Origin of the sequence: Ewingella americana, assembly GCF_006438725.1 — a bacterium.
Classification (GTDB): Bacteria; Pseudomonadota; Gammaproteobacteria; order Enterobacterales; family Enterobacteriaceae; genus Ewingella; species Ewingella americana_A.
On record NZ_RCZD01000005.1, the window covers coordinates 64,318 to 89,179 of the forward strand.

A 24,862-nucleotide genomic window follows, 5' to 3' on the forward strand; every position below is an offset into this window, starting at 1 on the left:
AAAAAACCACCGCAACGTCGTGCGGTGGCTCGGTTTCATGCACCCAGATGAGTCAATTACATCTCTTTGGCTTCGGCCAGTTCGCGCAGATATTGGAAAATCTGACGATAAGATTTAGGCGGCTTATTGGTCGCCTTCTCTTTTTGGGCATTGCGGATCAGCGCGCGCAGTTGCTGGCGATCGGCATTCGGGTAGAGATCGAGCACGGCAGGAACGGCGTCATCGCCTTCTTCTACTAAACGGTCACGCAGCACTTCCAGTTTGTGGAACAGGGAAACCTGCTGGTTGTGGCGGTTTTTCAGCTTGTCGAGTGCTGTGGTGATCGGCTCAACGTCGCGCGAGCGCAGCATTTTACCAATCAGTTGCATCTGACGACGGCGGCCCTCTTTTTTGATCTTCTGCGCCAAATCGATTGCGGCGCGCAGGTCTTCGTCGAGCGGCAGTTTATCGAGCGAGTTCTTGCCCAGATCGACCATCTCCTGGCCCAGATCTTTCAGAACTTCGGCGTCGCGCTTAATTTCACTTTTACTGACCCAGATGATCTCATCATCTTCTTCGTTCTCATTTTCAGGAACGTCATCGGACCAGTCGTCAATTTTCTTTGTCATGGGGCGCTTTCTCTTTCCCGGGAATAGCCGTTGGGATATTCCTGTCAGCTTGATTGTGCTTTATTGCATGGCGGCATTATGCATGGTTATGTTTAATACCTCCACGTTCTGTTGCAGATTAAGCCGTATCTGGCCGGTCTGAGTGCGAAATTCACCTGACTCTCTGTTAGACTCAATGGCAACAACACCCCTTTATTATCATAAGTGATGGCAGGCTGATGAACGTAGTCAATCAAGTTGCAGAACAGCGTAAGACACTGGAACAGGCCGTAGCTCAGGCTCTGGAATTGGCGAAAGCAGGTTCAGATGCGGCTGAAGTGGCGGTCAGTAAAACCACCGGTATTGGCATCAGCACCCGTTTTGGCGACGTAGAAAACGTCGAATTCAACAGTGATGGTGCACTCGGTATCACGGTCTATCATCAGAACCGTAAAGGCAGCGCGTCGTCTACCGATCTCAGCGCCGATGCGATTTCACGCACGGTGCAGGCCGCGCTGGATATCGCCCGCTTTACCTCGCCGGATCCCTTTGCCGGTGTCGCCGATCGTGACATGCTGGCGTTCGAAGCGCCGGATCTTGACTTGTTCCACCCGACCGAGCTCGACGCCGATCGCGGTATCGAATTGGCCGCGCGCGCAGAGCAGGCAGCCCTGGCGGCAGATAAGCGTATCACCAACAGCGAAGGTGGCAGTTTCAACAGCCACTACGGTATCCGCGTGTTCGGCAACAGCCACGGTATGCTGCAAAGCTACTGCTCGACCCGCCACTCCATTTCTGCCTCGGTGATTGCTGAACATAACGGCGATATGGAACGCGATTATGCTTACACCATTGCCCGCAGTATGAGTGATTTGGCCAATCCTGAGTGGGTCGGTGCCGAGTGCGCCCGCCGTACGCTGTCCCGTCTTTCTCCACGCAAATTGACCACCCGGCATGCCCCGGTACTGTTCGCCGCTGAAGTGGCGACCGGCCTGTTTGGTCATTTGGTCGGTGCGATCAGCGGTGGCAGCATTTACCGCAAATCCTCTTTCCTGCTCGACAGTCTGGGCAAACAGATTCTGCCGGAATGGCTGACTATCGAAGAGCACCCGCATCTGTTGCAGGGGCTGGCGTCAACGCCGTTCGACAGCGAAGGGGTGCGCACCGAGCGCCGCGATATCATTAAAGATGGCGTGTTGCAGAACTGGCTGATGACCTGTTATTCCGCACGTAAGCTCGGCTTGCAAACCACGGGGCACGCGGGCGGCATCCATAACTGGCGCATTGCCGGTCAGGGCGATGACTTCGCCGCGATGCTGCGCAAGATGGACAAAGGTCTGGTGGTGACGGAGTTGATGGGCCAGGGCGTCAGTGGTGTCACCGGTGACTATTCGCGCGGCGCGGCGGGTTTCTGGGTCGAAAACGGCGAGATTCAGTATCCGGTCAGCGAAATAACCATCGCCGGTAACCTGAAAGACATGTGGCGCAATATGGTGAGCATCGGTAGTGATATCGAAACCCGCAGCAACATTCAGTGCGGCTCGGTGCTGTTGTCACAAATGAAAATCGCTGGCGAATAACGCCTTTCACTTTCTTCCTCGCAGCGGCTGCCCGGTCGCTGCGTCAATTCTTTACAAAAAAGTAATGCCACTTTCTCCTCTCTCAGCCTATTTTTAGTAAGCCTTACAAGTAATGTCGTTTTATCCAATAAGACTTAAAACAAGCGAGAATAAATATGCGTAAACATCTGATGGCGTTAGCAGTGGTAGCAATGTTAGGCAGCAGCACGGTCGCACTGGCGGCAGATTTAGAAGCGGACATGAACACCATTTCCGATAATTACAGCAAGGTCTTGAAAGCAGACAATGCCAATGATTTCACCGCAGGTCTGTCCGGTATGAAAGCTGCCGCTCAGGATGCCAAAAAAGCCACGCCGCCGAAACTGAAAGGTCAGGACGCCAATAGCCCGCAAATGCAGGACTATCACAAAGGCCTCGACACCCTAATCGGCCAGATTGATAAAGCGTCAGAACTGGTAAAAGCGGGCAAACTGGATGAAGCGAAGAAGGAAGCCGAAGGGTTTAAAGCGACGCGTAACGAGAACCATAAGAAGTTTAAGTAACGATTTTTGATAGTTTTAATCGTAAGGGCTCAGCATGCTGAGCCCTTATCAATTTTGTTAACGGCGTAACTCGCCGCTTGCCTCTGGCTGGTATAGCAATTCCAGCACATCAATCCGGCTCTCTTTGCCGTTGGGCATCGTCCAGGTGATGCTGCTGCCAACGCGCAGGCCAAGCAGTGCAGCACCGAGCGGTGCCATCACCGATAATTGCTCGTCGGTGTCTTTCAGCGCCGCCGGATAGACCAGCGTGCGGATATGTTCTTCGCCTTCTTTGCCCTGCGTGAAGCGCACCTTACTGTTCATCGTCACGACGTCGGCAGGCATGTCCTGCGGCGGCAGGATTTCAGCGCGATCCAGTTCCTCGTTCAATGCCTCTGCAACTGGGTTGTTGGCGTAAGCCGCCTGCGCCAGGAGATTATCTAAACGTTCTGCATCAAGCTCATTGATGGTCAGGGTCGGTTTGCTCATAGCATTTTTCCTATTTCCTTTTGTCTCGTCAGCCGCATGGATGGCGTAGGGATTGGCAGTGTTGCCGGTTTTCAAAAAGCAACACCCCCGCGCATTTGCGCAGGGGTGTCAGTGTTTTGTCTTCTATACATTGATACTAGGCGGAGATAGCCGAAAAGGGAAGCCTCACTCTATTCATTCAATGCTGTGAAAATTCCTATTACCAGTCAAATACCCTGAGCGGATGCTATCGCGGCAGCGGTATCCCCAGATTAATCTCAGTTTTGAGAATGTGATCTGCTTAGGTCATGACATTTCCAGTTCGAACTGGAAAAAAACCGGCTACACAGGAAATCCTCTTACGGTTAGGGTAAAGACAGACGAAATTAGGTATTGCACGACAAGGAGAGAGGTAATCGCGAGTGAATAATGCAATCGCATCTGTGAATACGACGAGACAAATTAGTCTGGAAGATGCACCAGCAACCACCGAGAAAGTGTTGAAAGATATTCAGACGATGTTAAATGCTGAAAATATCTATACCAATGATGTCCAGCAGCAGATGTTGACCTCTCATGTTAAGGCGATGGTATTACGTTCAATTACCGGCGAGGCATTACCTGACGTGGAAAAAGAGCTGTTTGACGAAATATCGGCTGATTCTATGCGAATGGCAGAACAGGTGGTTGACCTGTTCGGAAATTTACCGATTGAGGAGGCCTATTTACTCTCGGTGCATTTCGAAGTCGCGAAAGACAACAATTCATAATTATTTATCAGGAGATTAAATCATGGGACAAATTACTGTTGTTATCGGCGACCGTTTAGGTAAAGGCCAGAAAGTTGCAGCCGGTGTTGAAGCTGCAGGCGGCCGTGCCGTTGTGGTACCGGGCGTTGCAGCTGACATGAAACTAGGCGACGTGATGAAAGCAGAAAATGCCACCTTTGGCATCTCCTTCTGTGGCAGTGGCGGCGCGGGCGCAATTACCGCGCAAACAAAATATGGATATAAAGCCAAATACGGTATGCGCTCTGTGGATGAAGGCGTCACCGCCATTAATGAAGGCTGCAATGTATTAGGTTTCGGATTTATGGATAAAGAAGAGCTAGGTCAAAGATTGGTTGAAGCCTATATCAAGAAATTCGGCCAACCGTAATGAAACAACAATTAACCACCACGGTGCGGGTTGAAGGGAAAGGCGAAAGTAAAGCTGCTGCCTTTTCTTCTGCACTCAGTCAGGTTCAGCGAACTGTTCTTAAGTCGACGCAAAATATCTTGCTGCGCATCGAACCGCAGGACGTCAAGGTAATTACGGCGGAAGAAACGGTAAAAAGGGAAAAATTCCTGTTCTTTTTTCTGGCCAGGGAAAGAAAAAGTTATTACGTGGCGTTAGACATTACCGTCAATTTGACGGCAATAAATACTGACCAGGTCGTTTTTGTCACAAAATAAGAGACAACAGTCTCAAGTATATTTTCCTGATTAATGGCTCTATACCCAAAATAATTCGAGCTGTAGGAAGGCGGCAAACGAGCGAACCCCGATGAGCTTACTCAGGTAAGTGATTCGGGTGAGTGAGAGCAGCCAACGCATCTGCAGCTTGAAGTATGAAGGGTATAAAAATGTTAGCTATATAATGACAAGGATAACTGATGTTTTTAATTATTTTATTTAAGTCGCTTATTATCGGCGGATTGGTGGGTGTGGGCGTTGGTGCAGGTGCTGCACGTATGTTCCACGCACCGAACGTGCAAGGGATGGGGGCTTTTCGTACTCTTGGGGAATTAAATTCCTGTGAAGGCGATCCGGCTTCGCATTTCTCGTTTGGTCTGGGCTTCTTCTTCAACGCCTGGGCGTCTTCCGTCGCAGCAGGCTCGTTCACACAAGACGTAGACCACCGCATCATTCCTCACTGGGCCGCCGCTGCGTTAATGTTTAAAAACCGTAACGTTGCACAAACCCTGCATGACCCACGCAAGATGGCCATTGCCGGTGCTGTTATCGGCATGATTGTCGTCGCTTTCCTCAATACCACCGCCTCCGCTGTCCCCGCATCGCTGCAAGTGACTGCGGTGAAAGTGTTGGTACCGGCTGCCAACCTGTTGGTTAACACTGTCATGCCCGTGATTTTCTGGCTGGCGGCGATTGACGCAGGACGTCGCTCCGGTTTCTGGGCCACTATTTTTGGCGGTCTGGCGCAGATGATCATGGGTAACGCTGTACCGGGTCTGGTACTGGGTATCCTGATCGGTAAGGGCGTCGAAGAGGGCGGCTGGAACCACGTCACTAAAGTGATGATGGCGGCCATTATCGCGCTGTTCGTGCTCAGCGGGTTCTTCCGCGGCTTCGATGTGAAACTGCTGCAATCTTTCATGCTGGACGTCCCAACATGGCTGAACGGCATTCACAACTCTCTCAGCGGCAAGTAACTTCGCGAATAAATAGAACTGGAGCTTATGACAATGGAAGAACAAGCCAAAAGTAATTTCTGGTACGCCGAGTGGTCGTTCCCGATTTTTGTTGGATTACTCTCCTCCGGGGTGTTTGCCGGGACACACATGTATTACCTGTATGGCATCGGTGCTTTTAACGAAGTGGCGTTTGTCGCGATGCTGCGTGCAGGCATGGATACCGGCGTCTACGGCGCGGTCGCCGCCTTCGGTGCCAGCTTCCTGTTTGCCCGTATTATCGAAGGTTCACTGGTCGGTATTCTCGACATCGGTGGCGCAATCCAGACCGGCATTGGCCTTGGCGTTCCCGCTATGCTGCTGGGTGCCGGGATCATCTTCCCGGTGGCGAACTTTGCGGCATCACTGGTGACCGGTCTGATTCTGGGACTGGCAGTGGGTTACATCATTATTCTGGCGCGTAAATTTACCATCAACCAGAGTAATTCCACCTATGGTGCAGACGTGATGATGGGGGCCGGTAACGCCTCAGGCCGCTTCCTCGGTCCATTGATTATCCTGTCTGCAATGGCGGCCTCCATTCCAATCGGTTTGGGTTCGCTGCTCGGTGCGCTGGGGTTCTATCTCTGGCAGAAACCGATCACCGGCGGTGCCATTCTGGGTGCCATGATCCTCGGTGCGATTTACCCGGTAGCCCTGTAAGAACAGCAGTCAATAAGCAGTTAAATCAGACGTCAGGAACGCTTTCTGGCGTCTGGTGCCACTGAGAAAAGAGTACGGAGAAAAACGTATGTATGATCTGATCATCCGCCAGGCGAAATGCCCCGACGGCAGCCTGACCGATATTGCCATCCGCGACGGTAAAATTGCCGCCACCGGCCAGCTCGACAGCGGTACAACCGCCACACAAATTCTCGACCTGCACGGTAAGGTTTACGCCAGCGCCGGGTGGATTGACTCCCACGTTCACTGCTACATCAAATCGCCGATTTATCACGACGAGCCCGATCTTATCGGCGTCGCGAGCGGCGTCACCACCGTGGTGGATGCGGGCAGCACCGGTGCCAACGATGTCGATGATTTCTACCAATTGACCCGCGAGGCCAAAACCAACGTCCTGGCCTTTTTGAATATCGCCCGCACCGGCATCGTTACGCAAAACGAACTGGCCGATATGGAGCAGATCGACAAAGCCAGCGTGCGCGACGCCATCGCCCGTAACCCTGATTTCATCATCGGCATCAAAGCGCGGATGAGCAGCAGTGTGGTGGGTAAAAACGGCATTAAACCGCTGGTGCGTGCCAAAGAGATCCAGCAGGAAAATAACGATCTGCCGCTGATGGTACACATTGGCAATAATCCGCCGGATCTGGATGAAATTACCGATTTACTGACTTCGGGCGACATCATCACCCACTGCTACAACGGTAAACCGAACCGCATTTTGTCGCCGGAAGGCGTACTGCGTGACTCAGTCAAACGCGCGCTCAGCCGTGGCGTTTTACTCGACGTCGGCCACGGCAGCGCCAGCTTCAGCTTTGAAGTGGCCAGACTGGCAATCGCACAGGGCATCGTGCCGCACACCATCAGTTCTGACATCTATTGCCGCAACCGCGCCACCGGGCCGGTCCATAGTCTGGCGACCGTGATGTCCAAATTCTTTACCGTCGGCCTTTCGCTTGAACAGGTGATCGAATGCGTCACCTGTAACGTCGCCGACGCGCTCCGCCTGCCGTCTAAAGGACGCCTTGAGGTTGGTGCTGACGCCGATCTGACGCTGTTTGAAATCCAACATGCGCCGAAGGTGTTCCTCGACTCTGAAGGTCAGTCAGTCACCGGTGAGCAGCTCCTGGTGCCACTGGCCGCCGTGGTAGCGGGCGTTACCTTATTCACTGATGAAGGAAAATCAAATCATGTCTTCGAACGCTGAGCAGTCTCTCTACGAAAAATACGGTCTTAAGCAGGTGATTAACGCCTCCGGCCGCATGACCATTTTGGGGGTTTCAACCCCGCGCCCTGAAGTAGCCGATGTCGTTAATACCGGCCTGAATCACTTCTTCGAGATGAAAGAGGTGGTCAACAAAACCGGTGCTTATATTGCGAAATTGCTGGGCGTGGAGAATGCGGTGGTGGTCTCCTGCGCGTCCTCTGGCATGGCGCAGTCGATCGCCGCCGTGATTGTCAAAGATAACGCCTGGTTGCTGGAAAACCTGCACGCCGCGCCGCTGGAAGTGCCTCACGACATCGTGCTGCCAAAAGGCCACAACGTTAACTTTGGCGCGCCGGTAGGCACCATGGTGATGCTGGGCGGCGGAAAAGTGGTTGAAGCCGGGTATGCCAACGAATGTTCGCCAGCACAGCTTGCCGCCTGCATTACGCCACGCACGGCCGCCATTCTGTACATCAAATCGCACCACTCGGTGCAGAAAAGCATTCTGTCTGTCGAAGAGGCTGCCGCCGTGGCGCGTGAACACAACGTGCCGCTGATTGTCGATGCCGCCGCCGAGGAGGACCTGACTTGTTATTACCACATGGGCGCAGATCTGGTGATCTACAGCGGCGCGAAAGCCATCGAAGGGCCGACCAGCGGCCTGGTGGTCGGTAAACAGCAGTATGTCGAATGGGTGAAATTGCAGTCAGGCGGCATTGGCCGTGCCATGAAAGTCGGTAAAGAGGGGATTCTCGGCCTGACGCAGGCGATTGAAAGCTACATGACTTTGCCGAAAACCACCGGTCAGGAGATGGTCGACAAAATGACACCATTCATTGAGAGCCTGAATCAAATCAACGGCGTCACTGGCCGCGTGGTGTGGGACAGCGCCGGGCGCGATATTGCGCGCACAGAAATCACTTTCGACGAAGCCGTTTTGGGCTGGAAAACCAAAGCCATTGTTGATGCGATGAAAAATGGCGATATCGCCATCTACTTCCGCGGCTATCGTGCCAACGAAGGCAAGATTGAAGTCGACGTGCGCAGCGTGACGCCGCCGCAGCTCGCCATTGTCGCCGCGCGTTTTAAACAACTTTTCAGCGGAGAAAAAGCATGAAGCTGACCCCGAATTTCTACCGTGACCGCGTGTGCCTGAATGTGCTGGCCGGTTCCAAAGACAATGCCCGCGATATTTACGAGGCCGCTGAAGGCCACGTACTGGTCGGCGTATTGTCAAAAAATTACGCCGATGTGCCGAGCGCCGTGGCGGACATGAAAGAGTACGCCGCGCTGATTGAAAACGCGTTGTCCGTCGGCCTGGGGGCCGGTGACCCGCGCCAGTCGCTGATGGTCAGCCAGATTTCTCAGCAGGTTCAACCGCAGCATGTGAATCAGGTCTTTACCGGCGTGGGCACCAGCCGTGCGTTGCTTGGCCAGAACGACAGCGTGGTCAACGGCCTGATTTCACCCACTGGCAAAATCGGCTGGGTGAAAATCAATACCGGGCCGCTGAGTTCCACCGCCGCTGACGCCATTGTGCCGGTGGAAACCGCTATTGCGTTGCTCAAAGATATGGGCGGCAGCTCGGTCAAATATTTCCCGATGGGCGGCCTCAAAACCCGCGATGAATTCGCCGCCGTGGCCCGCGCCTGTGCGGAGCATGATTTCTGGCTGGAACCGACCGGCGGAATCGATCTGGAAAACTTCGAGCCGATTATGGAAATCGCGCTGGAAGCGGGCGTCAGTAAAATCATCCCCCATATCTATAGCTCTATTATTGACAGCGCCAGCGGCAACACCCGCCCTGACGATGTCAGAACCCTGCTGGCCAGCGTTAAAAAGCTGATTGGCTGAGAGAAGCAACATTCCCTTCCGCGCTGTGAGCTGTCTGCGCTGTTAAACACCCTGCGTCCGTCCCTGTTACGGGCGGCGCAGGACTCCCGCGTTTGTCTGGCAATCCCTTTAAATTGAGGAAATGTATGAGAAACTGGTTACTGATTTCAGGTTTAACATCCGCGATGCTGGCGATGTCCGCCGCACCGCTTTACGCAGCAGAAAAAACCATGACGCAAACTTCTCATTACGCGTATGTCGGCACTTATAATCCGAATGGTGAAGGTGTTTACCGTTTTAAAGTTGACAGTAAAACCGGTGCGCTGACCGATCGCGTGCTGGCCAGCCAGTTGCCAAACCAGGCCCAGATGGTCGCCAGCCACGACGGCAAAACGCTGTTTATCGGCAGTGAAATCGATCACTACAACGGCGGCAAAAATGGCGCGATTGCGGCCTATAAAATCAATCCGCAGGACGGCAGCCTGACGTTGATTAATCAGGTAGATTCGCAGGGCGCAGGCCCGGTTTATCTGTCGCTGACGCCGAAGGGCGACCACCTGCTGGTGGCGAATTACATCAGCGGCGTGGTGGCGACTTTCCCGGTGGATGCCAGTGGGATGTTGGGCGAAGCCAGCGATCATCAGCAGGATTCCGGTCCGGCCGGAGCCGCTAAACCTGAGGCCGCCGCCGAAGGCAGTTTTGCTGTCAGTGATCACAACGGCCCGCACGCCCACATGATTGCCACCGATCCGAGTGGCAAATTTGCCTTCTCCACCGATCTTGGTCTGGACCGTATTTACCAGTGGACGCTGGATGACGGCAAGCTGACCGCCAACCAGCCGCCGTTCATTAGCGCATCTTCACCGGGTGCCGGTCCACGTCATTTCGTGTTCCATCCGAACGGTAAAGTGGTGTTCCTGATCAACGAAGAGGCCTCGACGCTGACCAGCTATCGCTTTGACAGCGCCAGGGGCACGCTGACCCAACTGCATGTGCTGTCGTCGTTACCGGCTAACTTTAAAGGCACCAACTTTGCCGCAGGCATCGTGCTGAGCAAAGACGGCAAACATCTGTATGTCGCTAACCGTCTGCACAACAGCATTGCGCAGATCAACGTGACCGGCGAGGGCGCGATGACCTTTGGCGAAGAGACCTGGACCCGTGGCGACTACCCACGGACGATCAACTTCTCGCCGGATGGAAAATACATTTACGCGATGAATCAACGAAGCGATAACATCACCAGATTCAAGATTTCCGCGGGGAGCGGTAAATTGACCTTCGTGGATGATTACACGGCTGTTGGCAGCCCGTCGCAGATGGTCATTGTTCCCTGATCGATAAAGTATGAGTACCCCATTCCCTTCTCCTTAAACCACACCCGGTTTCAGGGGAGGGGAAAAGTGGAAATAAAATGAGAGAGCAATGGTGAGATTTCCCTATCAACGACTGGCCCATTTATTTGATGCGCTTCAGGCTGAGACATTGCCGCAGGACGAGCTGGCAAAGCGCCTGGACGTCTCGACGCGCACGGTGCGGGCTGATATCACGGCGCTGAACGAAATCATGGAGCAGTACGGCGCGTCGTTCGTGCACAACCGTGGCAGCGGGTATCAGCTAAAAATTGACGATGCAACGCTGTTTTCCGTCCTGCAACAGGGGGCTAACCGTCGTATCAGCCCGACGCCGCGTACCGCCCCAGAGCGGGTCAGTTATCTGCTAATCCGTTTTTTGACCTCAGCTTTTTCACTCAAGCTGGAAGACCTGGCCGATGAATGGTTTGTCAGCCGGGGAACCCTGCAAAATGATATGGCTGAGGTCAGAGAGCATCTGGCACGCTATCACCTGAGCATTGAAACCAAGCCGCGTTACGGCATGAAGCTGTTCGGCGCTGAGCTGGCCATTCGCGCCTGCCTGACGGATTTATTGTTCCAGCTCGATGGCGAAGAGCAGACCAATCCACTGTTGAAAACTGAAAGTCTGGAGCGTGAAGCGCTGGCGCCACTGACTGATTTTATGCATCAGTTGCTGGCCCAGTCATCGATCCAGTTGACGGACGAAGGCGAACAGTACCTGATCCTTTACTGCGCGGTGGCGATCAAGCGCATTGCCGGTGGTTATCCGCTGACGGATTTTGATGCAGAAGAGGGGGATCCGGCGGTGCGGCAGGTATCAGTTCGCCTGGCGGCTGAGCTGAAGTCTCTGGTGGGTAAAGAGATCCCGGCGGCGGAAGAGGCCTATTTACGGGTCAATATTGCGGCGCGGCGGGTACAGAATATTTTGCCGACCGACATTAATGCCGACGACGATGAATCCCTGGTGGATTACATTCTCTCGTACATTAATGCGCACTATAACTATGATTTACAGGGTGATAAGCAGCTGCGTGCCGATCTGCTGACGCATATCAAAACCATGATCACCCGGGTGAAATACCAGATCAACATTCCCAATCCGCTGCTGAGTAATATCAAACAGCACTACCCGATGGCCTATGACGTGACACTGGCGGCCGTCTCCAGCTGGGGGAAATATACCCCGTACTCGCTCAGCGAAAACGAAATAGGTTTTCTGGTGTTGCACATCGGTGTGGGGCTGGAACGTCATTATAATATCGGTTACCAGCGCCATCCGCAGGTCATGTTGGTGTGCGATACCGGCAACTCGACGATTCGTATGATTCAGGCACAAATTAGCCGTAAATATCCGCAGTTGGTAGTGACGCAGGTAGTGTCGTTGCGTGATTACGAAAAACTCGAACACATCGACGAAGATTTCATTATCTCTAATGCGCGCCTCAGTGAAAAAAATAAGCAGGTGGTTGTGCTGTCGCCTTTCCCGACGGAATACCAAATGGAGCAGTTGGGAAAACTGGTGTTAGTCGATCGCACGCGCCCCTACATGCTGGAGAAATTCTTCGACGAAAAACACTTCATGATCATCAGGGAACCGATGACGCAGGCGCAGTTATTTCACAAAGTCTGTACCCAACTGGAGGAGGAGGGCTACGTTGATGCCGAGTTTTATCCGTCGGTGGTAGAGCGCGAGGAGATTGTCTCCACCATGCTGGGTGAGGGCATCGCACTGCCGCATTCGCTCGGGTTGCTGGCGAAGAAAACGGTGGTGATCACGCTGCTTTCCCCACAGGGTATCGCGTGGGGCGAAGGTGAAACGGCGCACGTGATTTTCCTGCTGGCGATCAGTAAAGTGGATTACGAAGAGGCGATGGCGATTTACGATTTGTTCGTGACGTTTGTGCGAGAGCGGTCAATGAGCCGTTTGCTGAGCAGTGAGAACTTCGCGAGTTTCAAGGCCATTGCGATCGATTGCCTCAGCAGAATCTAACCATCCCCGTCATCCTTCAAGCTGCCTCTGCGTTGGCTGCCTTCACTCACCCCGGTCACTTACTGGTGTAAGCTCACGGGGATTCACTCAGTTGCCGCCTTGATGCAACTTGAATGATTTAGGGGATATTTTCAGTGAGTGCATTAAGATCAGTCTTCGTCGAAACCGGAATTGATCAAATTCACTACCGCAGTTAGCGCCTCGGCTTCATCTGGGCCGCTGGCTTCGATTTCGATTTTCTGACCTTTCGGGGAATCGAGCATCAGCAGCGCGATCACGCTGCTGGCTTCTGCTTCAATGCCTGCGTCGTTGCGCAGCATCACTTCTGACTCAAAGCTCTGTACCAGCTCAAACAATTTCATGGCCGGGCGCGCATGCATGCCCAGCCGATTTTTGATTTCTACCGTTTGCTTTACCGTCATGATTTGCGTTTTTCCAGCGTGCGATGGCGGGATTGCACGTTCTTCCCGCGGGAACGGAAGTAGTCGGCCAATTGTTCAGCAATGTACACCGAGCGGTGTTTACCGCCGGTACAACCGATGGCGACGGTCAGATAACTGCGGTTATTGGTTTCCAGCATCGGCAGCCACTGTTCGAGATAGCTGCGGGTCTGGTAAATGAAATTGTGCACTTCGGTGTGGCGGTCAAGGAACGCCGCGACGGGTTTGTCCAGGCCGGTCATCGGACGCAGTTTGGGATCCCAGTGCGGGTTCGGCAGGAAACGTACATCAAAGACGTAATCGGCATCAATCGGGATACCGTGTTTATAGCCGAACGACTCGAATACGATAGTCAGCTCGCGCTCACGTTTACCCAGCAGGCGGGTACGCAGCATTTCAGCCAGTTCATGCACTGACATTTCTGAGGTGTCGATGATCAGATCCGCCGCTGAACGCAAAGGTTCCAGCAAGTCAGCTTCTTCATCGATAGCGCTTTCGAGCGAGAGATTTTTACTGGAAAGAGGATGCAGGCGACGGGTGTCGCTGTAACGACGGATCAGCGTATTGCGATCGGCATCAAGAAACAGCAATTGAGGCGAAAAGCTCGCCGGTAGCTGGGCCATAGCGTGTTCGAAAATTTCCGGGTTTTCCGGCATATTGCGCACGTCGATACTGACCGCTGCAGATATGTTGCGTTCGGCAAGGGTTTGGGCAAGCTGAGGCAGTAAGACCACCGGCAAGTTGTCCACACAGTAAAAACCCATGTCTTCCAGTGCCCGCAAGGCAACCGACTTCCCGGAACCGGAACGGCCGCTGACAATCATCAGCACCATGTTGTCACTCCCCTGCATTCATGTTCAGAATTCACTTGCCCGGTAAGAAACTATCCGGGAACCATCATTGGCAAAATCGTGCCGGTGAAAACCACCGGCTGAACAGTATTGGTCGGTCTCTCGTTATTCTTCGCTTTCAGTCATGATATGGAACAATTCTTCGTCGCTTTGCGCACTGCGCAAACGACGGCACACCGTTTTGTCAGCCAGTTTTTTAGCAACTAAAGACAGGGTGTGTAAGTGGGTTTTGCATTGATCGGCAGGCACCAGTAAGGCAAACAGCAGGTCGACTGGCTGATTGTCGATGGCATCGAAGGCGATGGGTTGGTCCAGTTGAATGAATACCCCGACAGCGCGCAGCGTGTCTTCTTCCAGTTTTCCGTGTGGAATGGCAATCCCCGCACCAATGCCGGTGCTGCCCATTCTTTCGCGGGTGAGGATCGCGTCAAAAACGACCTGTGGCGGCAGATTAAGCTGCTTGGCGGCAAGTTCGCTGATGATTTCCAGCGCGCGTTTTTTACTGGCGCAGTGAACGCCGCTTTTGGTGCATTCGGCATTAAGGACTGACGTTAACTGCATAGCTGTATCGTTGATCATGTCTTCTTCACTTTAGCGCTCTTTCACCCTAATGACAGTTCGGCTCGTTTCCCGAAGGCCACGAGCCGATGCTCTCAAGGTCCGTAGCGCGAGGCTACGTGAGTGTCAGTGCTGTTTCAGTTTATCTTTATGCTTATTGAGCTGGCGGGCCAGTTTATCAACCAGGCCGTCGATGGCCGCATACATATCCTGATGTTCCGAGGTGGCGTGCAACTCGCCTCCATTCACATGCAGTGTGGCTTCAGCCACTCTCTGCACTTTTTCAACGCTTAGCACCACGTATACCTGATTAATTCGATCGAAGTATTGCTCAAGTTTAGCAAACTTCGACGAAACAAATTCTCTCATGGCGTCCGTGATTTCGACGTGATGTCCGGTAATGTTGAGCTGCATAATGTCTTCCTTCTCAGTTGAGGTCAAACTAACTGTTTACGTTGGTTTGAGGGCGGGATGGACAAAGACTCTCGGTATTTGGCGACTGTACGACGGGCCACCATGATCCCCTGATCGGAAAGCAGGGTAGCTAACTTGCTGTCGCTTAACGGTTTGACGGGGTTTTCCGCCGCGATCAATTTCCTCACCAGCGCCCGGATAGCGGTCGACGATGCCTCGCCGCCGCTGTCAGTACTAACATGGCTGGAAAAGAAATATTTCAGCTCGAAAATGCCACGCGGACTGTGCAGGAACTTCTGCGTGGTCACGCGTGAAATGGTCGATTCGTGCATTTCGACCGCGCTGGCGATATCAGCCAGCACCATCGGTTTCATAAATTCTTCGCCTGAATCAAAGAAAGCCTGCTGCTGTTCGACGATGCAACGGGTCACTTTGAGCAGGGTTTCATTACGGCTTTCCAGACTCTTGATCAGCCATTTTGCTTCCTGCAAATTGCTGCGAATAAACTGGCCGTCGCTGTCGCTACGTGCCGAACTGCCCATCGCGGCATATTGCTGGTTAATCTTCAAACGCGGGATGCTGTCGGAGTTGAGCTCCACCGTCCAGAGACCTGACACTTTACGCACCAGCACGTCCGGGATCACATATTCAGATTCACCAGTGTTGATCGACTGCCCAGGGCGCGGATCCAAGGATTGGATCAACTGCATCGCTCCTTTGAGTGTATCTTCTTTTAGCCGGGTTGATCGCATCAGTGCGCGGAAATCATGGTTAGCCAGCAGATCCAGATGTTGGCTGACAATCAGCTTGGCTTCGACCAGGAAAGCCGTTTCAGGCACATATTGAGAGAGTTGGATCAGCAGGCAATCGCGCAGGTCTTTTGCCGCCACGCCCACCGGGTCAAAGCGCTGAACGCGTTTGAGTACGGCTTCCACTTCTTCCATGGTGACGTCATCGTCGCCCATGCTTTCCAAAATATCTTCCAGCGACACGGTGAGGTAACCGGTGTCATCAACGGCATCGACAATCGAGGTGGCTATCGCGGCATCGGTATCAGTAAAGGGCGTTAATTCTACCTGCCACATCAGGTAATCCTGAAGGGTCTGGGTGGTTTCACCCTGGTAGATAGGTAGCTCGTCGTCGCTGTAATCGTTGCCGGTACCGGACGGCGTTCCGGCGGTGTAAATTTCGTCCCAGGTGGCGTCCAGCGGTAGCTCTTCGGGCATATCTTTTTGCTCGAGGGCTTCGCGCGTATCGAGAGCTTCGCTGTCCGGGGTTTCTACGGCGTCGATCTCTTCATGCAGGTCGGTTTGCTCTAACAGCGGATTGCTTTCCAGCGCCAGTTGGATCTCCTGCTGGAGTTCAAGCGTCGACAGTTGCAACAGACGGATAGCCTGCTGTAACTGAGGGGTCATGGCCAATTGCTGGCTGAATCTGAGCTGCAAACCTTGCTTCATACTTGGCTTTACGTCCTGAACTGATGTACCCGTCATCCTTCAAGCTGCAGATGCGTTGGCTGCTCTCTCTTACCCGAATCACTGACTAATGTCCGCTCATCGGGATGCGTTCGTTTGCCGCCTTCCTGCAACTCGAATGATTTTGGGTATAGTGCGTGATTTACAGACGGAACTCTTCACCGAGATAAACACGTTTCACTTGTTCATCTGCCAGAATCTCAGTCGGTGTGCCGTGGGCGATGAGTTTTCCCTGACTGACGATATAAGCGCGTTCACACACATCGAGCGTTTCACGCACGTTGTGGTCGGTGATCAGTACGCCGAGGCCGCTGTCTCGCAGATGCTCAATGATCTTTTTGATATCGATAACTGAAATCGGGTCAACACCGGCAAAAGGTTCATCCAGAAGAATGAATTTCGGGTTGGCGGCCAGCGCACGAGCGATCTCCACGCGGCGGCGTTCACCACCGGACAGCGATTGCCCGAGGCTGTCGCGCAGATGGGAGATATGGAACTCTTCCATCAGTTCGTTAGCGCGGTCGTTACGTTGCTCTTTATTCAGATCTTCGCGGATCTCAAGCACGGCCATCAGGTTATTGAACACGCTGAGGCGGCGGAAGATCGAGGCTTCCTGCGGCAGATAGCCAATGCCACGACGCGCACGTGTGTGCAGCGGCAACAGACTGATGTCTTCGTCGTCAACGATAATGCGGCCTGCATCGCGCTGAACGATACCCACGACCATATAAAAGGTGGTGGTTTTACCCGCACCGTTGGGACCCAACAACCCGACAATTTCGCCAGAGTTGACGGCCAGGCTGACATCTTCAACCACTTTACGGCCTTTGTAAGCCTTAGCCAGATTTTCTGCGATTAACGTTGCCATAAATTATCACTTACTCTTTTTCGTCTGGGGCGCGGGGACAGCGGCCGGCGCGTTTTTGTCCTGCAATTGGGCAGGGACCAGAACGGTGGTCACACGGCCGCCTTTATTGTCGCTGAAGGCTTCCATCTGCTGTTTTTGCACCAGATAGGTAATTCGGTCGCCTTTCACATTACTGTCTTGCTGTTGAAGGTAAGCGTTGCCGGTCAGGGTGACTAAGTCAGTTGCCACTTCATAACGCACTTTCAAGGCGTGGCCGTTGATAGGTTTGCCGTTGTCCTGCATTTGGTAGAACGTTACCGGATTACCGTAACCCTCGACCACTTCTTTACCTGACTCGCCTTTTGGTCGGATAACCACGACTTTATCGGCTTTTACCTGAATCGTACCCTGGTTCACAATCACGTTACCGGTGAAGGTCGCGGTATTGGTGTTGACGTCCAGCGCCTGATTGACCGAGGTGATGGTGATCGGCTTGGTGGTGTCATCTTTCAGAGCAAACGCCGGAATGCTGACGGCAAGCAGAGAGCTGGTGATCAGGAAATTACGGATTCTATTTTTTGCTTGGGATTTCATAAGTGGTATTTACCTTTTCGATCAGCTCTGCGGTTTTGTTACGCAGATTTCCACGCATTTTCATGCCGTTAGATGTAAAGCCTGTGCCGTAAAGCGTCACTTCGTCATCCGAAGCCACGTCCTGTGTGACCAGGTTAACTGAAGCATTGTCCGTTATGATGCGTTGTAACTGCGACGTATCCGGCGTCAGGCTGTCCACCTGAACGTGCCCGTACAAATAGAGCATTTTGTCATTGGTCATCTTGGCGCGATCCGAGCGTACGGTCCAGACAGGAATTTTGTCTTTGTCGTACATGGTCATCACGGGCTTGGTAAACCAGGTCAGTTGGTCGGTAGTGTAATATTTGACTTCCTCGGAAACTAGCTTGTAATTCAGGCCGCCAAGAGGGTTATACACTACTGTGACCGTGTGCTGGCTCTGATAGGTTGGGTCCTGGTTGTTGGTCGCTGACGGTGCCGTGTTGTCGGAGTCAGAGAGAGACCAGCCAATCAGTGCCAGCGCCACCAGGGCCAGTGCGAGCGTTACCCAAAGCTTTGTTTTGTTCATATCGACAGCCCCTTGGCGTCCTCCAGCTTGCCCTGCGCCAGCAGAATCAGGTCACATAGTTCGCGTACTGCGCCGCGTCCGCCGGGGATGTGCGTCACATAATGCGCTTTGGGTAGCAGTATCGGATGCGCATCCTGCACAGCAACTGACAGGCCAACTTCGGCCATGACTGGCCAGTCAATCAGGTCATCACCGATGTAGGCGACCTGACTGGCGTTTAAAGACAGTGTATCTAACAGTTCGCGGAAGGCCAAAAGCTTATCCGATTGCCCCTGATACAGATGGCGGATGCCCAGCGTATTCGCACGGTCTTCCAGCAATTTTGCGTTTCTGCCGGTAATGATGGCCACTTCGATATCAGAGGTCAGCAAACAGCGAATGCCGTAACCATCGCGGACGTTGAAGCTTTTCAGCTCTTCGCCCTGATTTCCCATGTAAATCAGGCCATCAGACATGACGCCGTCAACGTCACAAATCAGCAGGCGGATGGCCTTTGCCCGTTCCAGTACTTCTGCACTGACCGGACCATAGCAGGTATCCACCGTGGCTGCGCTATTACTCATTCAGGACATTCCTCAATTAAACTACGCCAGCGCGCAGCATGTCGTGCATATGTACCACGCCCAATAATTGGTCGCCATCGGCAACCATGACGCAGGTGATGTGGCGATCCTGCATCAGATTCAGGGCATCAACGGCCAGCAGTGTCGGACGGACGCGAATTCCGCCAGTGGTCATAACATCAGCAATGGACGCTTCGTTGATATTGACACCCATGTCGAAGATGCGGCGCAAATCACCGTCGGTAAAGATGCCTTCGATCTTCATCAGATCATTGCAGATAACCGTCATCCCCATGTTTTTGCGGGTGATCTCCAGCAATGCATCGCGCAGTGACGCGTCGCGGCTGACGTGTGGGATTTCGGCACCGCTGTGCATGATATCGCTGACCCGCAGCAGAAGCTTGCGACCCAGTGCTCCGCCAGGGTGCGACATGGCAAAATCTTCGGCAGTAAAACCACGTGCCTGCAAAAGTGCCACGGCCATCGCGTCACCCATGACCATCGCGGCGGTCGTACTGGTGGTGGGGGCCAGCCCGAGCGGGCAGGCTTCCTGAGGAACGCGGACGCAAACATGCACGTCGGCCGCTTTCCCCATCGAGCTTTCCGGATTGGCGGTCAGGCAAATCATGGTGATCGCCAGCCTTTTCAGCACCGGGATCAGTGCCAATATCTCATGCGATTCACCGGAGTTGGAGATGAGGATCACGATGTCCTGTTTGGAGACCATACCCAAATCGCCATGACTGGCTTCGCCCGGATGAACGAAGAACGCCGGAGTGCCGGTGCTGGCAAAGGTAGCCGCCATTTTGCGACCGACATGACCCGATTTCCCCATGCCCATCACCACTATTTTACCGACGCAAGCGAACATCTTTTCACATGCGCGGGTAAAGTCGTCGTTAATGTACTGGTCGAGTTGGTCCAGCCCTTCACGTTCGGTTTTTAGTACGGCTTTTCCGGCGGACTGGAAATCAAATCTTCCTTCTGGCTCGAAATTTCCCATGATCATCTTCCTGATGGGTTTTAAAATTCGACGCTGCCGGGTACAAAGTACAGCAGCGCCAGATAAGCGATAAATCCACATAATAATAAGGCACCGGCAAGGTGGCCTATACGGTGTTTACGCATCAGGCACAGTCCGGTCAGCACGACGCTCACGGCAAGCATGACCCAGTAGTCGCGGTGAAACGCTTCCGGGCTGAACGACCCAGGGGCGACCAGTGCGGGTAACCCCAGTACCAGGCAGGTATTAAAAATGTTGGCACCGATAATATTGCCCAGTGCAATATCATCTTCACCTTTGGCTGAACCCGCAATAAAGGTCGCCAGTTCCGGCAAGCTGGTACCGATGGCCACAACGGTTAAACCGATAATCAATTCACTGACGCCAAAGTAGCGGGCGATGACCGTGGTGTTATCGACGATCATACTCGACGCCAGCGGCATAATAATGAATGCCAGCGCCAGCCACAGAAAAGCGACGGTACTACTGCTGTCCTGCGGAAGCTCCGCCATCTGTTCGTAGGTCAGCGTATCCAGCCCCTGTTTTTCTGCTGCCCTGGCAATCTTAATCATCCATATGACGAAAATCGCGGCGCTGGTCAGCAATAAAACGCCGTCAAGGCGACTGAGTTCACCGTCTCTGAGCAGAAAACCACATAATACGGTGACCAATAACAATAAAGGGAGTTCTCGCCGCAGGATATCAGAACCCACGGAAAGTGGATGAATCAGGGCCGCGCCGCCCAAAATCAGAAGAATATTAATGATATTTGAACCAATGGCGTTGCCGACAGCCAAATCCATCTGATCATTGATGGCGGCAGTGGTCGATACCACCAGCTCCGGGAGAGAAATACCGACCCCCACGACGGTCATGCCGATAATAAGCGGGGGAATGCCCATTGAGCGGGCAAGAACGGCTGCTCCGTACACTAATCGATCGGCGGCATAAACTAAGAGCAATAAGCCGACAACCATGAGTACGATAGCGAGAAGCATGAAAAATCCTTTAATTAGGTATAATGCGAGGTTCGTTGCCTGAACAGCCGACCAAAGCGTAATCAAAAAAGATCAAGGGCTGCATTGTGTCTTAAAACAGCCAGTCAAATCTGCTGTATGTTAGACGAATCCTGCGTTTCTTTTAATACTGTAGTTCACTGATTTTGACCGCCTGGGGCAGAAAAGTAAATCAATGGCAATTTTGGTGACGTAATCGCGGTAAGTTTTTGTAAAAATACCAGAGTTACTCGCTGGTGCCCCTAAAATCAGGGGTAACGTAAGCTGAAACAATCCGAAGGGATAAACTGAATGAGTCAGAACCAATCGAATTTGGTTGAGATCAAAGGCATGAGCTTCACGCGCGGCGATCGTCCCATTTTCGAAGAGATAAATATGACGGTGCCTCGCGGCAAAGTCACCGCTATCATGGGGCCGTCAGGGATCGGCAAAACGACCTTGTTGCGTCTTATCGGTGGTCAGCTCGCGCCGGACAGCGGTGAAATCTGGTTTGACGGGGAAAATATTCCCGCGCTGTCACGGAGCAAGCTGTACGAGTCGCGCAAGAAAATGAGCATGTTGTTTCAGTCTGGTGCATTGTTTACCGATCTGAATGTGTTCGAGAATGTCGCCTTTCCGCTGCGTGAACACAGCAAGTTGCCAGAAGAGCTGCTGCGCAGCACCGTGACGATGAAACTCGAAGCGGTTGGCCTGCGTGGTGCCGGTGAGTTGATGCCCGCAGAACTGTCAGGCGGCATGGCCCGTCGTGTGGCGCTGGCCCGTGCTATTGCACTCGATCCTGAACTGATTATGTTTGATGAGCCTTTCGTGGGTCAGGACCCGATCACGATGGGTGTTCTGGTGAAGCTGATTGATGAGCTTAATCATGCTCTGGGCGTCACCTGTATTGTGGTGTCGCATGATGTGCCTGAAGTTCTGAGCATCGCTGATTATGCTTATATCGTGGCGGCCCAGCATGTTATTGCTGAAGGAACGCCTGAGGCGCTGCAAAATAATCCTGATCCCCGCGTTCGCCAGTTTCTCGACGGTATCGCCGATGGGCCGGTACCTTTCCGTTTCCCGGCCGGCGATTACAAAACCGAGCTGCTTGGATGATGGAGTTGTATATCAATGTTAATTAAGGCATTAGCCTCTACAGGCCGCCGCGGTATTCAAACATGTACCTCGTTTGGCCGCGCCGGACTGATGTTATTCCGGGCACTGGTCGGCAAGCCGCAGTTTGCCAAACAGTGGCCGTTGTTGCTCAAGCAACTTTACAGTGTCGGTGTGCTGTCGCTGTTGATCATTCTGGTTTCAGGTTTGTTCATCGGCATGGTGCTTGGCTTGCAGGGGTACATCGTTTTGACGACGTACAGTGCAGAAGCCAGCCTCGGCATGATGGTGGCTCTCTCCTTGCTGCGTGAACTGGGGCCGGTGGTGACCGCATTACTGTTCGCGGGGCGCGCCGGTTCTGCATTGACCGCTGAAATTGGGTTGATGAAAGCCACTGAGCAGATCTCCAGTCTGGAGATGATGGCCATTGACCCACTGCGTCGCGTCGTCGCTCCCCGTTTCTGGGCCGGGCTGATTTCCATGCCGTTGCTGACTGCGATCTTTGTCGCTGTGGGTATCTGGGGCGGATCGCTGGTGGGGGTGGACTGGAAAGGAATCGACAGCGGATTCTTCTGGTCAGCCATGCAAAATGCGGTAGAGTGGCGTCATGATTTACTTAACTGTCTGATAAAAAGCATAGTTTTTGCCATCACCGTGACCTGGATTGCTCTGTTCAACGGTTATGACGCTATCCCGACTTCTGAAGGGATCAGCCGGGCAACGACCCGTACTGTGGTGCATTCGTCTCTGGCGGTGCTGGGATTAGATTTTGTGCTTACAGCACTGATGTTTGGGAATTAATCAATGCAAACGAAGAAAAGTGAGATCTGGGTTGGTGCATTTTTAATCATCGCCTTGTGTGCCGTGTTATTTCTCTGCCTTAAAGTGGCGGATATCCGTTCGATCGGTTCTGAACCGACTTACCGTATTTCTGCCACCTTCGACAACATCGGCGGCCTGAAAGCCGGTTCCCCGGTTAAAGTCGGTGGTGTGGTGGTAGGGCGCGTGAGTGCCATTACATTGGACAAGAATTACTCGCCGAAAGTGGAAATGGATATTGAGAAGAAATATAACCAGATCCCAAGCACCAGTACGCTGGCTATCCGCACGTCCGGCTTGTTGGGTGAGCAATTCCTGGCACTGAATATCGGTTTTGAAGACCCGGATATGGGAACGACTATCCTTAAAGATGGCGGCTCGATTCAGGACACCAAATCAGCGCTGGTGCTGGAAGATCTGATCGGTCAGTTCCTGTACAAGAGTGGCGGTGATAAAGATAAAACCGACGCTAATGCGGGTGATGCTCAAGCGGCACCCGATGCAGTGGCCGCTCCACAGCCTGCCGCAGCCAGTCATTAAGCACTTTTTACGAGTACCGTTTACGAGAGGAATAATGCATGTTTAAACGTATCATTTTAGCCACCCTGCTGGTGGTCATGGCCCCGCTGGCGCATGCCGCGGTAGACAAGACCAATCCATACAGCCTGATGAATGAAGCGGCGAAGAACACTTTTACCCGTCTGAAAACCGAGCAGCCGAAAATCAAGCAGGATCCCAACTACTTGCGTGTGATCGTGCGTGAAGAGCTGCTGCCGTTTGTGCAGATCAAATACGCTGGCGCGCTGGTGCTGGGCCGTTACTACAAAGATGCGACACCTGCGCAGCGCGAAGCGTACTTCAGTGCTTTCGGTGACTACCTGCAACAGGCTTATGGTCAGGCACTGGCGTTGTATAACAACCAGACTTATAACGTGCAACCCGAGCAGCCATATGCTGGTCAGGACATCATTGCTATCCGTGTCACCATCGTTGATCCGAACGGCCGCCCGCCAGTTCGCCTTGATTTCCAATGGCGTAAAAACACCAAAACCGGTGAATGGCAGGCTTATGACATGATCGCCGAAGGCGTCAGCATGATCTCCACCAAGCAAAATGAATGGGCAGACATTCTGCGTCAGAAAGGCATCGATGGTCTGACTGAGCGTCTGAAACAAGCTGCAGCACAGCCCATCACTCTGGATAAAAAATGATGAAAGGCGCATTGAGCTGGGAGCATCAGCCGCCGCGCCTGATTTTGCGCGGTGATCTGGATCGCGAAACGTTGCTGCCGCTGTGGAATCAGCGCCGCACGCTGATGAATCAGGTGAAGACGCTTGACGTCGCCGGTCTGCAGCGCGTTGACTCCGCCGGTCTGGCGATGTTGGTGCACCTGCGCGCGCAGGCTGAGCAGGAAGGCGTGACACTGGCCCTCTCCGGCATTACCGATCGTCTGAGCACTCTTATCGCACTCTACAATTTGCAGGAAATTATTCCGGTTAATTGAGAGCACAAAAAGTGGTTCACTAAATAAGGCAGCAGTAACCGTAAGTTAGCGAGCGTTTCTGCGATAGCCGATGCAAGACACACAAGCCCCTGTGCAAAACTCACGCACAGGGGCTTTTTCGTGGTTTAAGAGTTGCCCGGATCCCTATAAGATGTTCGGCTGTTATGATCTCTTCAGAAGAATCGATTCCTATGGACACTAACGAAATTAAAGACGTGCTGATGAATACATTGGCATTGGATGAAGCTCACGTCACAGGTGACGGCAGTCACTTTCAGGCTATCGTAGTGGGCGCATTATTCGACGGCATGAGCCGGGTGAAAAAACAACAAACCGTGTATGCCCCTTTGATGGAATACATCGCAGATAATCGCATTCATGCACTCTCAATCAAGGCTTATACCCCTGAAGAGTGGCAGCGTGACCGCAAACTGAATGGTTTTTAAGGCTGTCGGTCCCCTCCGT

The 24,862-nt window shown here is 53.0% G+C and carries 31 protein-coding genes; 18 read left to right on the top strand and 13 right to left on the bottom strand.

All coding sequences use genetic code 11. The annotated features are described in order from the left end of the window. Positions 1–56: 56 nt before the first annotated feature. The gene (gene yjgA / locus EAH77_RS10365; RefSeq protein ID WP_140472351.1) at positions 57–608 is read right to left on the bottom strand and encodes a ribosome biogenesis factor YjgA; all 552 of its coding nucleotides are present in this window, start codon (positions 606–608) and stop codon (positions 57–59) included. Between the two features lie 218 nt (positions 609–826). Between yjgA and pmbA the strand changes: the two genes are divergently transcribed. Both pmbA and cybC read left to right on the top strand, forming a co-directional pair. Continuing rightward, on the top strand, positions 827–2,167 hold the full coding sequence (pmbA, locus tag EAH77_RS10370; RefSeq protein ID WP_140472353.1) for a metalloprotease PmbA: 1,341 nt from the start codon (positions 827–829) through the stop codon (positions 2,165–2,167). A 155-nt stretch (positions 2,168–2,322) separates the two neighbouring features. Then, positions 2,323–2,709 (top strand): cytochrome b562, encoded by a 387-nt coding sequence (gene cybC, locus EAH77_RS10375; protein ID WP_140472355.1) that lies wholly within the window; start codon positions 2,323–2,325, stop codon positions 2,707–2,709. 57 nt (positions 2,710–2,766) lie between these two features. On the opposite strand, the gene rnk is transcribed toward cybC, so the two are convergent. Beyond that, entirely contained in the window at positions 2,767–3,177 is a 411-nt protein-coding gene (gene rnk, locus EAH77_RS10380; RefSeq protein WP_140472357.1) for a nucleoside diphosphate kinase regulator, read from the bottom strand. A 401-nt stretch (positions 3,178–3,578) separates the two neighbouring features. On the opposite strand from rnk, the gene EAH77_RS10385 reads away from it, so the two are divergent. From EAH77_RS10385 to EAH77_RS10430, 10 genes are all read left to right on the top strand, one after another. After that, positions 3,579–3,926, top strand: coding sequence for a PRD domain-containing protein (locus EAH77_RS10385; protein ID WP_140472359.1), 348 nt, complete (start codon positions 3,579–3,581; stop codon positions 3,924–3,926). A gap of 22 nt (positions 3,927–3,948) precedes the next feature. Continuing rightward, the gene (locus EAH77_RS10390; protein WP_140472361.1) at positions 3,949–4,314 is read left to right on the top strand and encodes a glycine-rich SFCGS family protein; all 366 of its coding nucleotides are present in this window, start codon (positions 3,949–3,951) and stop codon (positions 4,312–4,314) included. Then, positions 4,314–4,610: a DUF4312 family protein gene (locus EAH77_RS10395; RefSeq protein ID WP_140472362.1), complete on the top strand. Its 297-nt coding sequence runs from the start codon at positions 4,314–4,316 to the stop codon at positions 4,608–4,610. Before EAH77_RS10390 ends, EAH77_RS10395 begins: the two co-directional genes overlap by 1 nt. A gap of 200 nt (positions 4,611–4,810) precedes the next feature. Beyond that, positions 4,811–5,587, top strand: coding sequence for a DUF4311 domain-containing protein (locus EAH77_RS10400; RefSeq protein ID WP_140472364.1), 777 nt, complete (start codon positions 4,811–4,813; stop codon positions 5,585–5,587). Positions 5,588–5,620: 33 nt separating this feature from the next. After that, the gene (locus tag EAH77_RS10405) at positions 5,621–6,268 is read left to right on the top strand and encodes a DUF4310 family protein (protein WP_140472366.1); all 648 of its coding nucleotides are present in this window, start codon (positions 5,621–5,623) and stop codon (positions 6,266–6,268) included. Between the two features lie 88 nt (positions 6,269–6,356). Beyond that, complete coding sequence (locus EAH77_RS10410; RefSeq protein WP_140472368.1) at positions 6,357–7,496, top strand: amidohydrolase/deacetylase family metallohydrolase; 1,140 nt, start codon at positions 6,357–6,359, stop codon at positions 7,494–7,496. Next, complete coding sequence (locus EAH77_RS10415) at positions 7,480–8,613, top strand: DgaE family pyridoxal phosphate-dependent ammonia lyase (RefSeq protein WP_140472370.1); 1,134 nt, start codon at positions 7,480–7,482, stop codon at positions 8,611–8,613. Before EAH77_RS10410 ends, EAH77_RS10415 begins: the two co-directional genes overlap by 17 nt. Beyond that, complete coding sequence (gene dagF, locus EAH77_RS10420) at positions 8,610–9,350, top strand: 2-dehydro-3-deoxy-phosphogluconate aldolase (protein WP_140472372.1); 741 nt, start codon at positions 8,610–8,612, stop codon at positions 9,348–9,350. The genes EAH77_RS10415 and dagF overlap by 4 nt, the downstream gene beginning before the upstream one ends. 125 nt (positions 9,351–9,475) lie before the next feature. Then, positions 9,476–10,666, top strand: a complete 1,191-nt coding sequence (locus EAH77_RS10425; protein ID WP_140472374.1) for a lactonase family protein — start codon at positions 9,476–9,478, stop codon at positions 10,664–10,666. An 88-nt stretch (positions 10,667–10,754) separates the two neighbouring features. Then, complete coding sequence (locus EAH77_RS10430; RefSeq protein ID WP_161985790.1) at positions 10,755–12,674, top strand: BglG family transcription antiterminator; 1,920 nt, start codon at positions 10,755–10,757, stop codon at positions 12,672–12,674. Between the two features lie 149 nt (positions 12,675–12,823). On the opposite strand, the gene npr is transcribed toward EAH77_RS10430, so the two are convergent. The 11 genes from npr to EAH77_RS10485 form a co-directional block, all read right to left on the bottom strand. Beyond that, positions 12,824–13,096, bottom strand: coding sequence for a PTS phosphocarrier protein NPr (gene npr / locus EAH77_RS10435; RefSeq protein WP_140472376.1), 273 nt, complete (start codon positions 13,094–13,096; stop codon positions 12,824–12,826). Further along, positions 13,093–13,947: an RNase adapter RapZ gene (rapZ, locus tag EAH77_RS10440; protein ID WP_140472378.1), complete on the bottom strand. Its 855-nt coding sequence runs from the start codon at positions 13,945–13,947 to the stop codon at positions 13,093–13,095. Before rapZ ends, npr begins: the two co-directional genes overlap by 4 nt. A 123-nt stretch (positions 13,948–14,070) precedes the next feature. Next, positions 14,071–14,544, bottom strand: coding sequence for a PTS IIA-like nitrogen regulatory protein PtsN (gene ptsN, locus EAH77_RS10445; protein WP_140472380.1), 474 nt, complete (start codon positions 14,542–14,544; stop codon positions 14,071–14,073). 105 nt (positions 14,545–14,649) lie between these two features. Then, a complete protein-coding gene (gene hpf / locus EAH77_RS10450) occupies positions 14,650–14,937 on the bottom strand; it encodes a ribosome hibernation promoting factor (protein WP_140472382.1) in 288 nt (95 codons plus the stop codon). A 23-nt stretch (positions 14,938–14,960) separates the two neighbouring features. Then, entirely contained in the window at positions 14,961–16,394 is a 1,434-nt protein-coding gene (gene rpoN / locus EAH77_RS10455; protein ID WP_140472383.1) for an RNA polymerase factor sigma-54, read from the bottom strand. A 160-nt stretch (positions 16,395–16,554) separates the two neighbouring features. Next, positions 16,555–17,280: an LPS export ABC transporter ATP-binding protein gene (lptB, locus tag EAH77_RS10460; RefSeq protein WP_140472385.1), complete on the bottom strand. Its 726-nt coding sequence runs from the start codon at positions 17,278–17,280 to the stop codon at positions 16,555–16,557. Between the two features lie 6 nt (positions 17,281–17,286). Beyond that, on the bottom strand, positions 17,287–17,853 hold the full coding sequence (gene lptA / locus EAH77_RS10465; protein ID WP_140472387.1) for a lipopolysaccharide ABC transporter substrate-binding protein LptA: 567 nt from the start codon (positions 17,851–17,853) through the stop codon (positions 17,287–17,289). Further along, complete coding sequence (gene lptC / locus EAH77_RS10470; RefSeq protein ID WP_140472389.1) at positions 17,831–18,400, bottom strand: LPS export ABC transporter periplasmic protein LptC; 570 nt, start codon at positions 18,398–18,400, stop codon at positions 17,831–17,833. Before lptC ends, lptA begins: the two co-directional genes overlap by 23 nt. Beyond that, positions 18,397–18,963, bottom strand: a complete 567-nt coding sequence (gene kdsC, locus EAH77_RS10475) for a 3-deoxy-manno-octulosonate-8-phosphatase KdsC (protein ID WP_140472390.1) — start codon at positions 18,961–18,963, stop codon at positions 18,397–18,399. Before kdsC ends, lptC begins: the two co-directional genes overlap by 4 nt. A 16-nt stretch (positions 18,964–18,979) precedes the next feature. After that, positions 18,980–19,966: an arabinose-5-phosphate isomerase KdsD gene (gene kdsD, locus EAH77_RS10480; protein WP_140472392.1), complete on the bottom strand. Its 987-nt coding sequence runs from the start codon at positions 19,964–19,966 to the stop codon at positions 18,980–18,982. Between the two features lie 20 nt (positions 19,967–19,986). Then, positions 19,987–20,964, bottom strand: a complete 978-nt coding sequence (locus EAH77_RS10485; protein WP_140472394.1) for a calcium/sodium antiporter — start codon at positions 20,962–20,964, stop codon at positions 19,987–19,989. A 309-nt stretch (positions 20,965–21,273) separates the two neighbouring features. Here EAH77_RS10485 and mlaF point away from each other — a divergent pair, with 309 nt between their 5' ends. The 6 genes from mlaF (at position 21,274) to ibaG (ending at position 24,843) form a co-directional block, all read left to right on the top strand. Then, positions 21,274–22,077 (top strand): phospholipid ABC transporter ATP-binding protein MlaF, encoded by an 804-nt coding sequence (gene mlaF, locus EAH77_RS10490; RefSeq protein WP_140472396.1) that lies wholly within the window; start codon positions 21,274–21,276, stop codon positions 22,075–22,077. Between the two features lie 15 nt (positions 22,078–22,092). Beyond that, complete coding sequence (gene mlaE / locus EAH77_RS10495) at positions 22,093–22,875, top strand: lipid asymmetry maintenance ABC transporter permease subunit MlaE (protein WP_140472398.1); 783 nt, start codon at positions 22,093–22,095, stop codon at positions 22,873–22,875. A 3-nt stretch (positions 22,876–22,878) separates the two neighbouring features. Then, on the top strand, positions 22,879–23,433 hold the full coding sequence (gene mlaD, locus EAH77_RS10500; RefSeq protein WP_140472400.1) for an outer membrane lipid asymmetry maintenance protein MlaD: 555 nt from the start codon (positions 22,879–22,881) through the stop codon (positions 23,431–23,433). Between the two features lie 38 nt (positions 23,434–23,471). After that, entirely contained in the window at positions 23,472–24,104 is a 633-nt protein-coding gene (mlaC, locus tag EAH77_RS10505; RefSeq protein ID WP_140472402.1) for a phospholipid-binding protein MlaC, read from the top strand. After that, entirely contained in the window at positions 24,104–24,397 is a 294-nt protein-coding gene (gene mlaB, locus EAH77_RS10510; RefSeq protein ID WP_140473050.1) for a lipid asymmetry maintenance protein MlaB, read from the top strand. Before mlaC ends, mlaB begins: the two co-directional genes overlap by 1 nt. 191 nt (positions 24,398–24,588) lie before the next feature. Next, on the top strand, positions 24,589–24,843 hold the full coding sequence (gene ibaG / locus EAH77_RS10515; RefSeq protein WP_140472405.1) for a BolA family iron metabolism protein IbaG: 255 nt from the start codon (positions 24,589–24,591) through the stop codon (positions 24,841–24,843). Positions 24,844–24,862 lie beyond the last annotated feature (19 nt).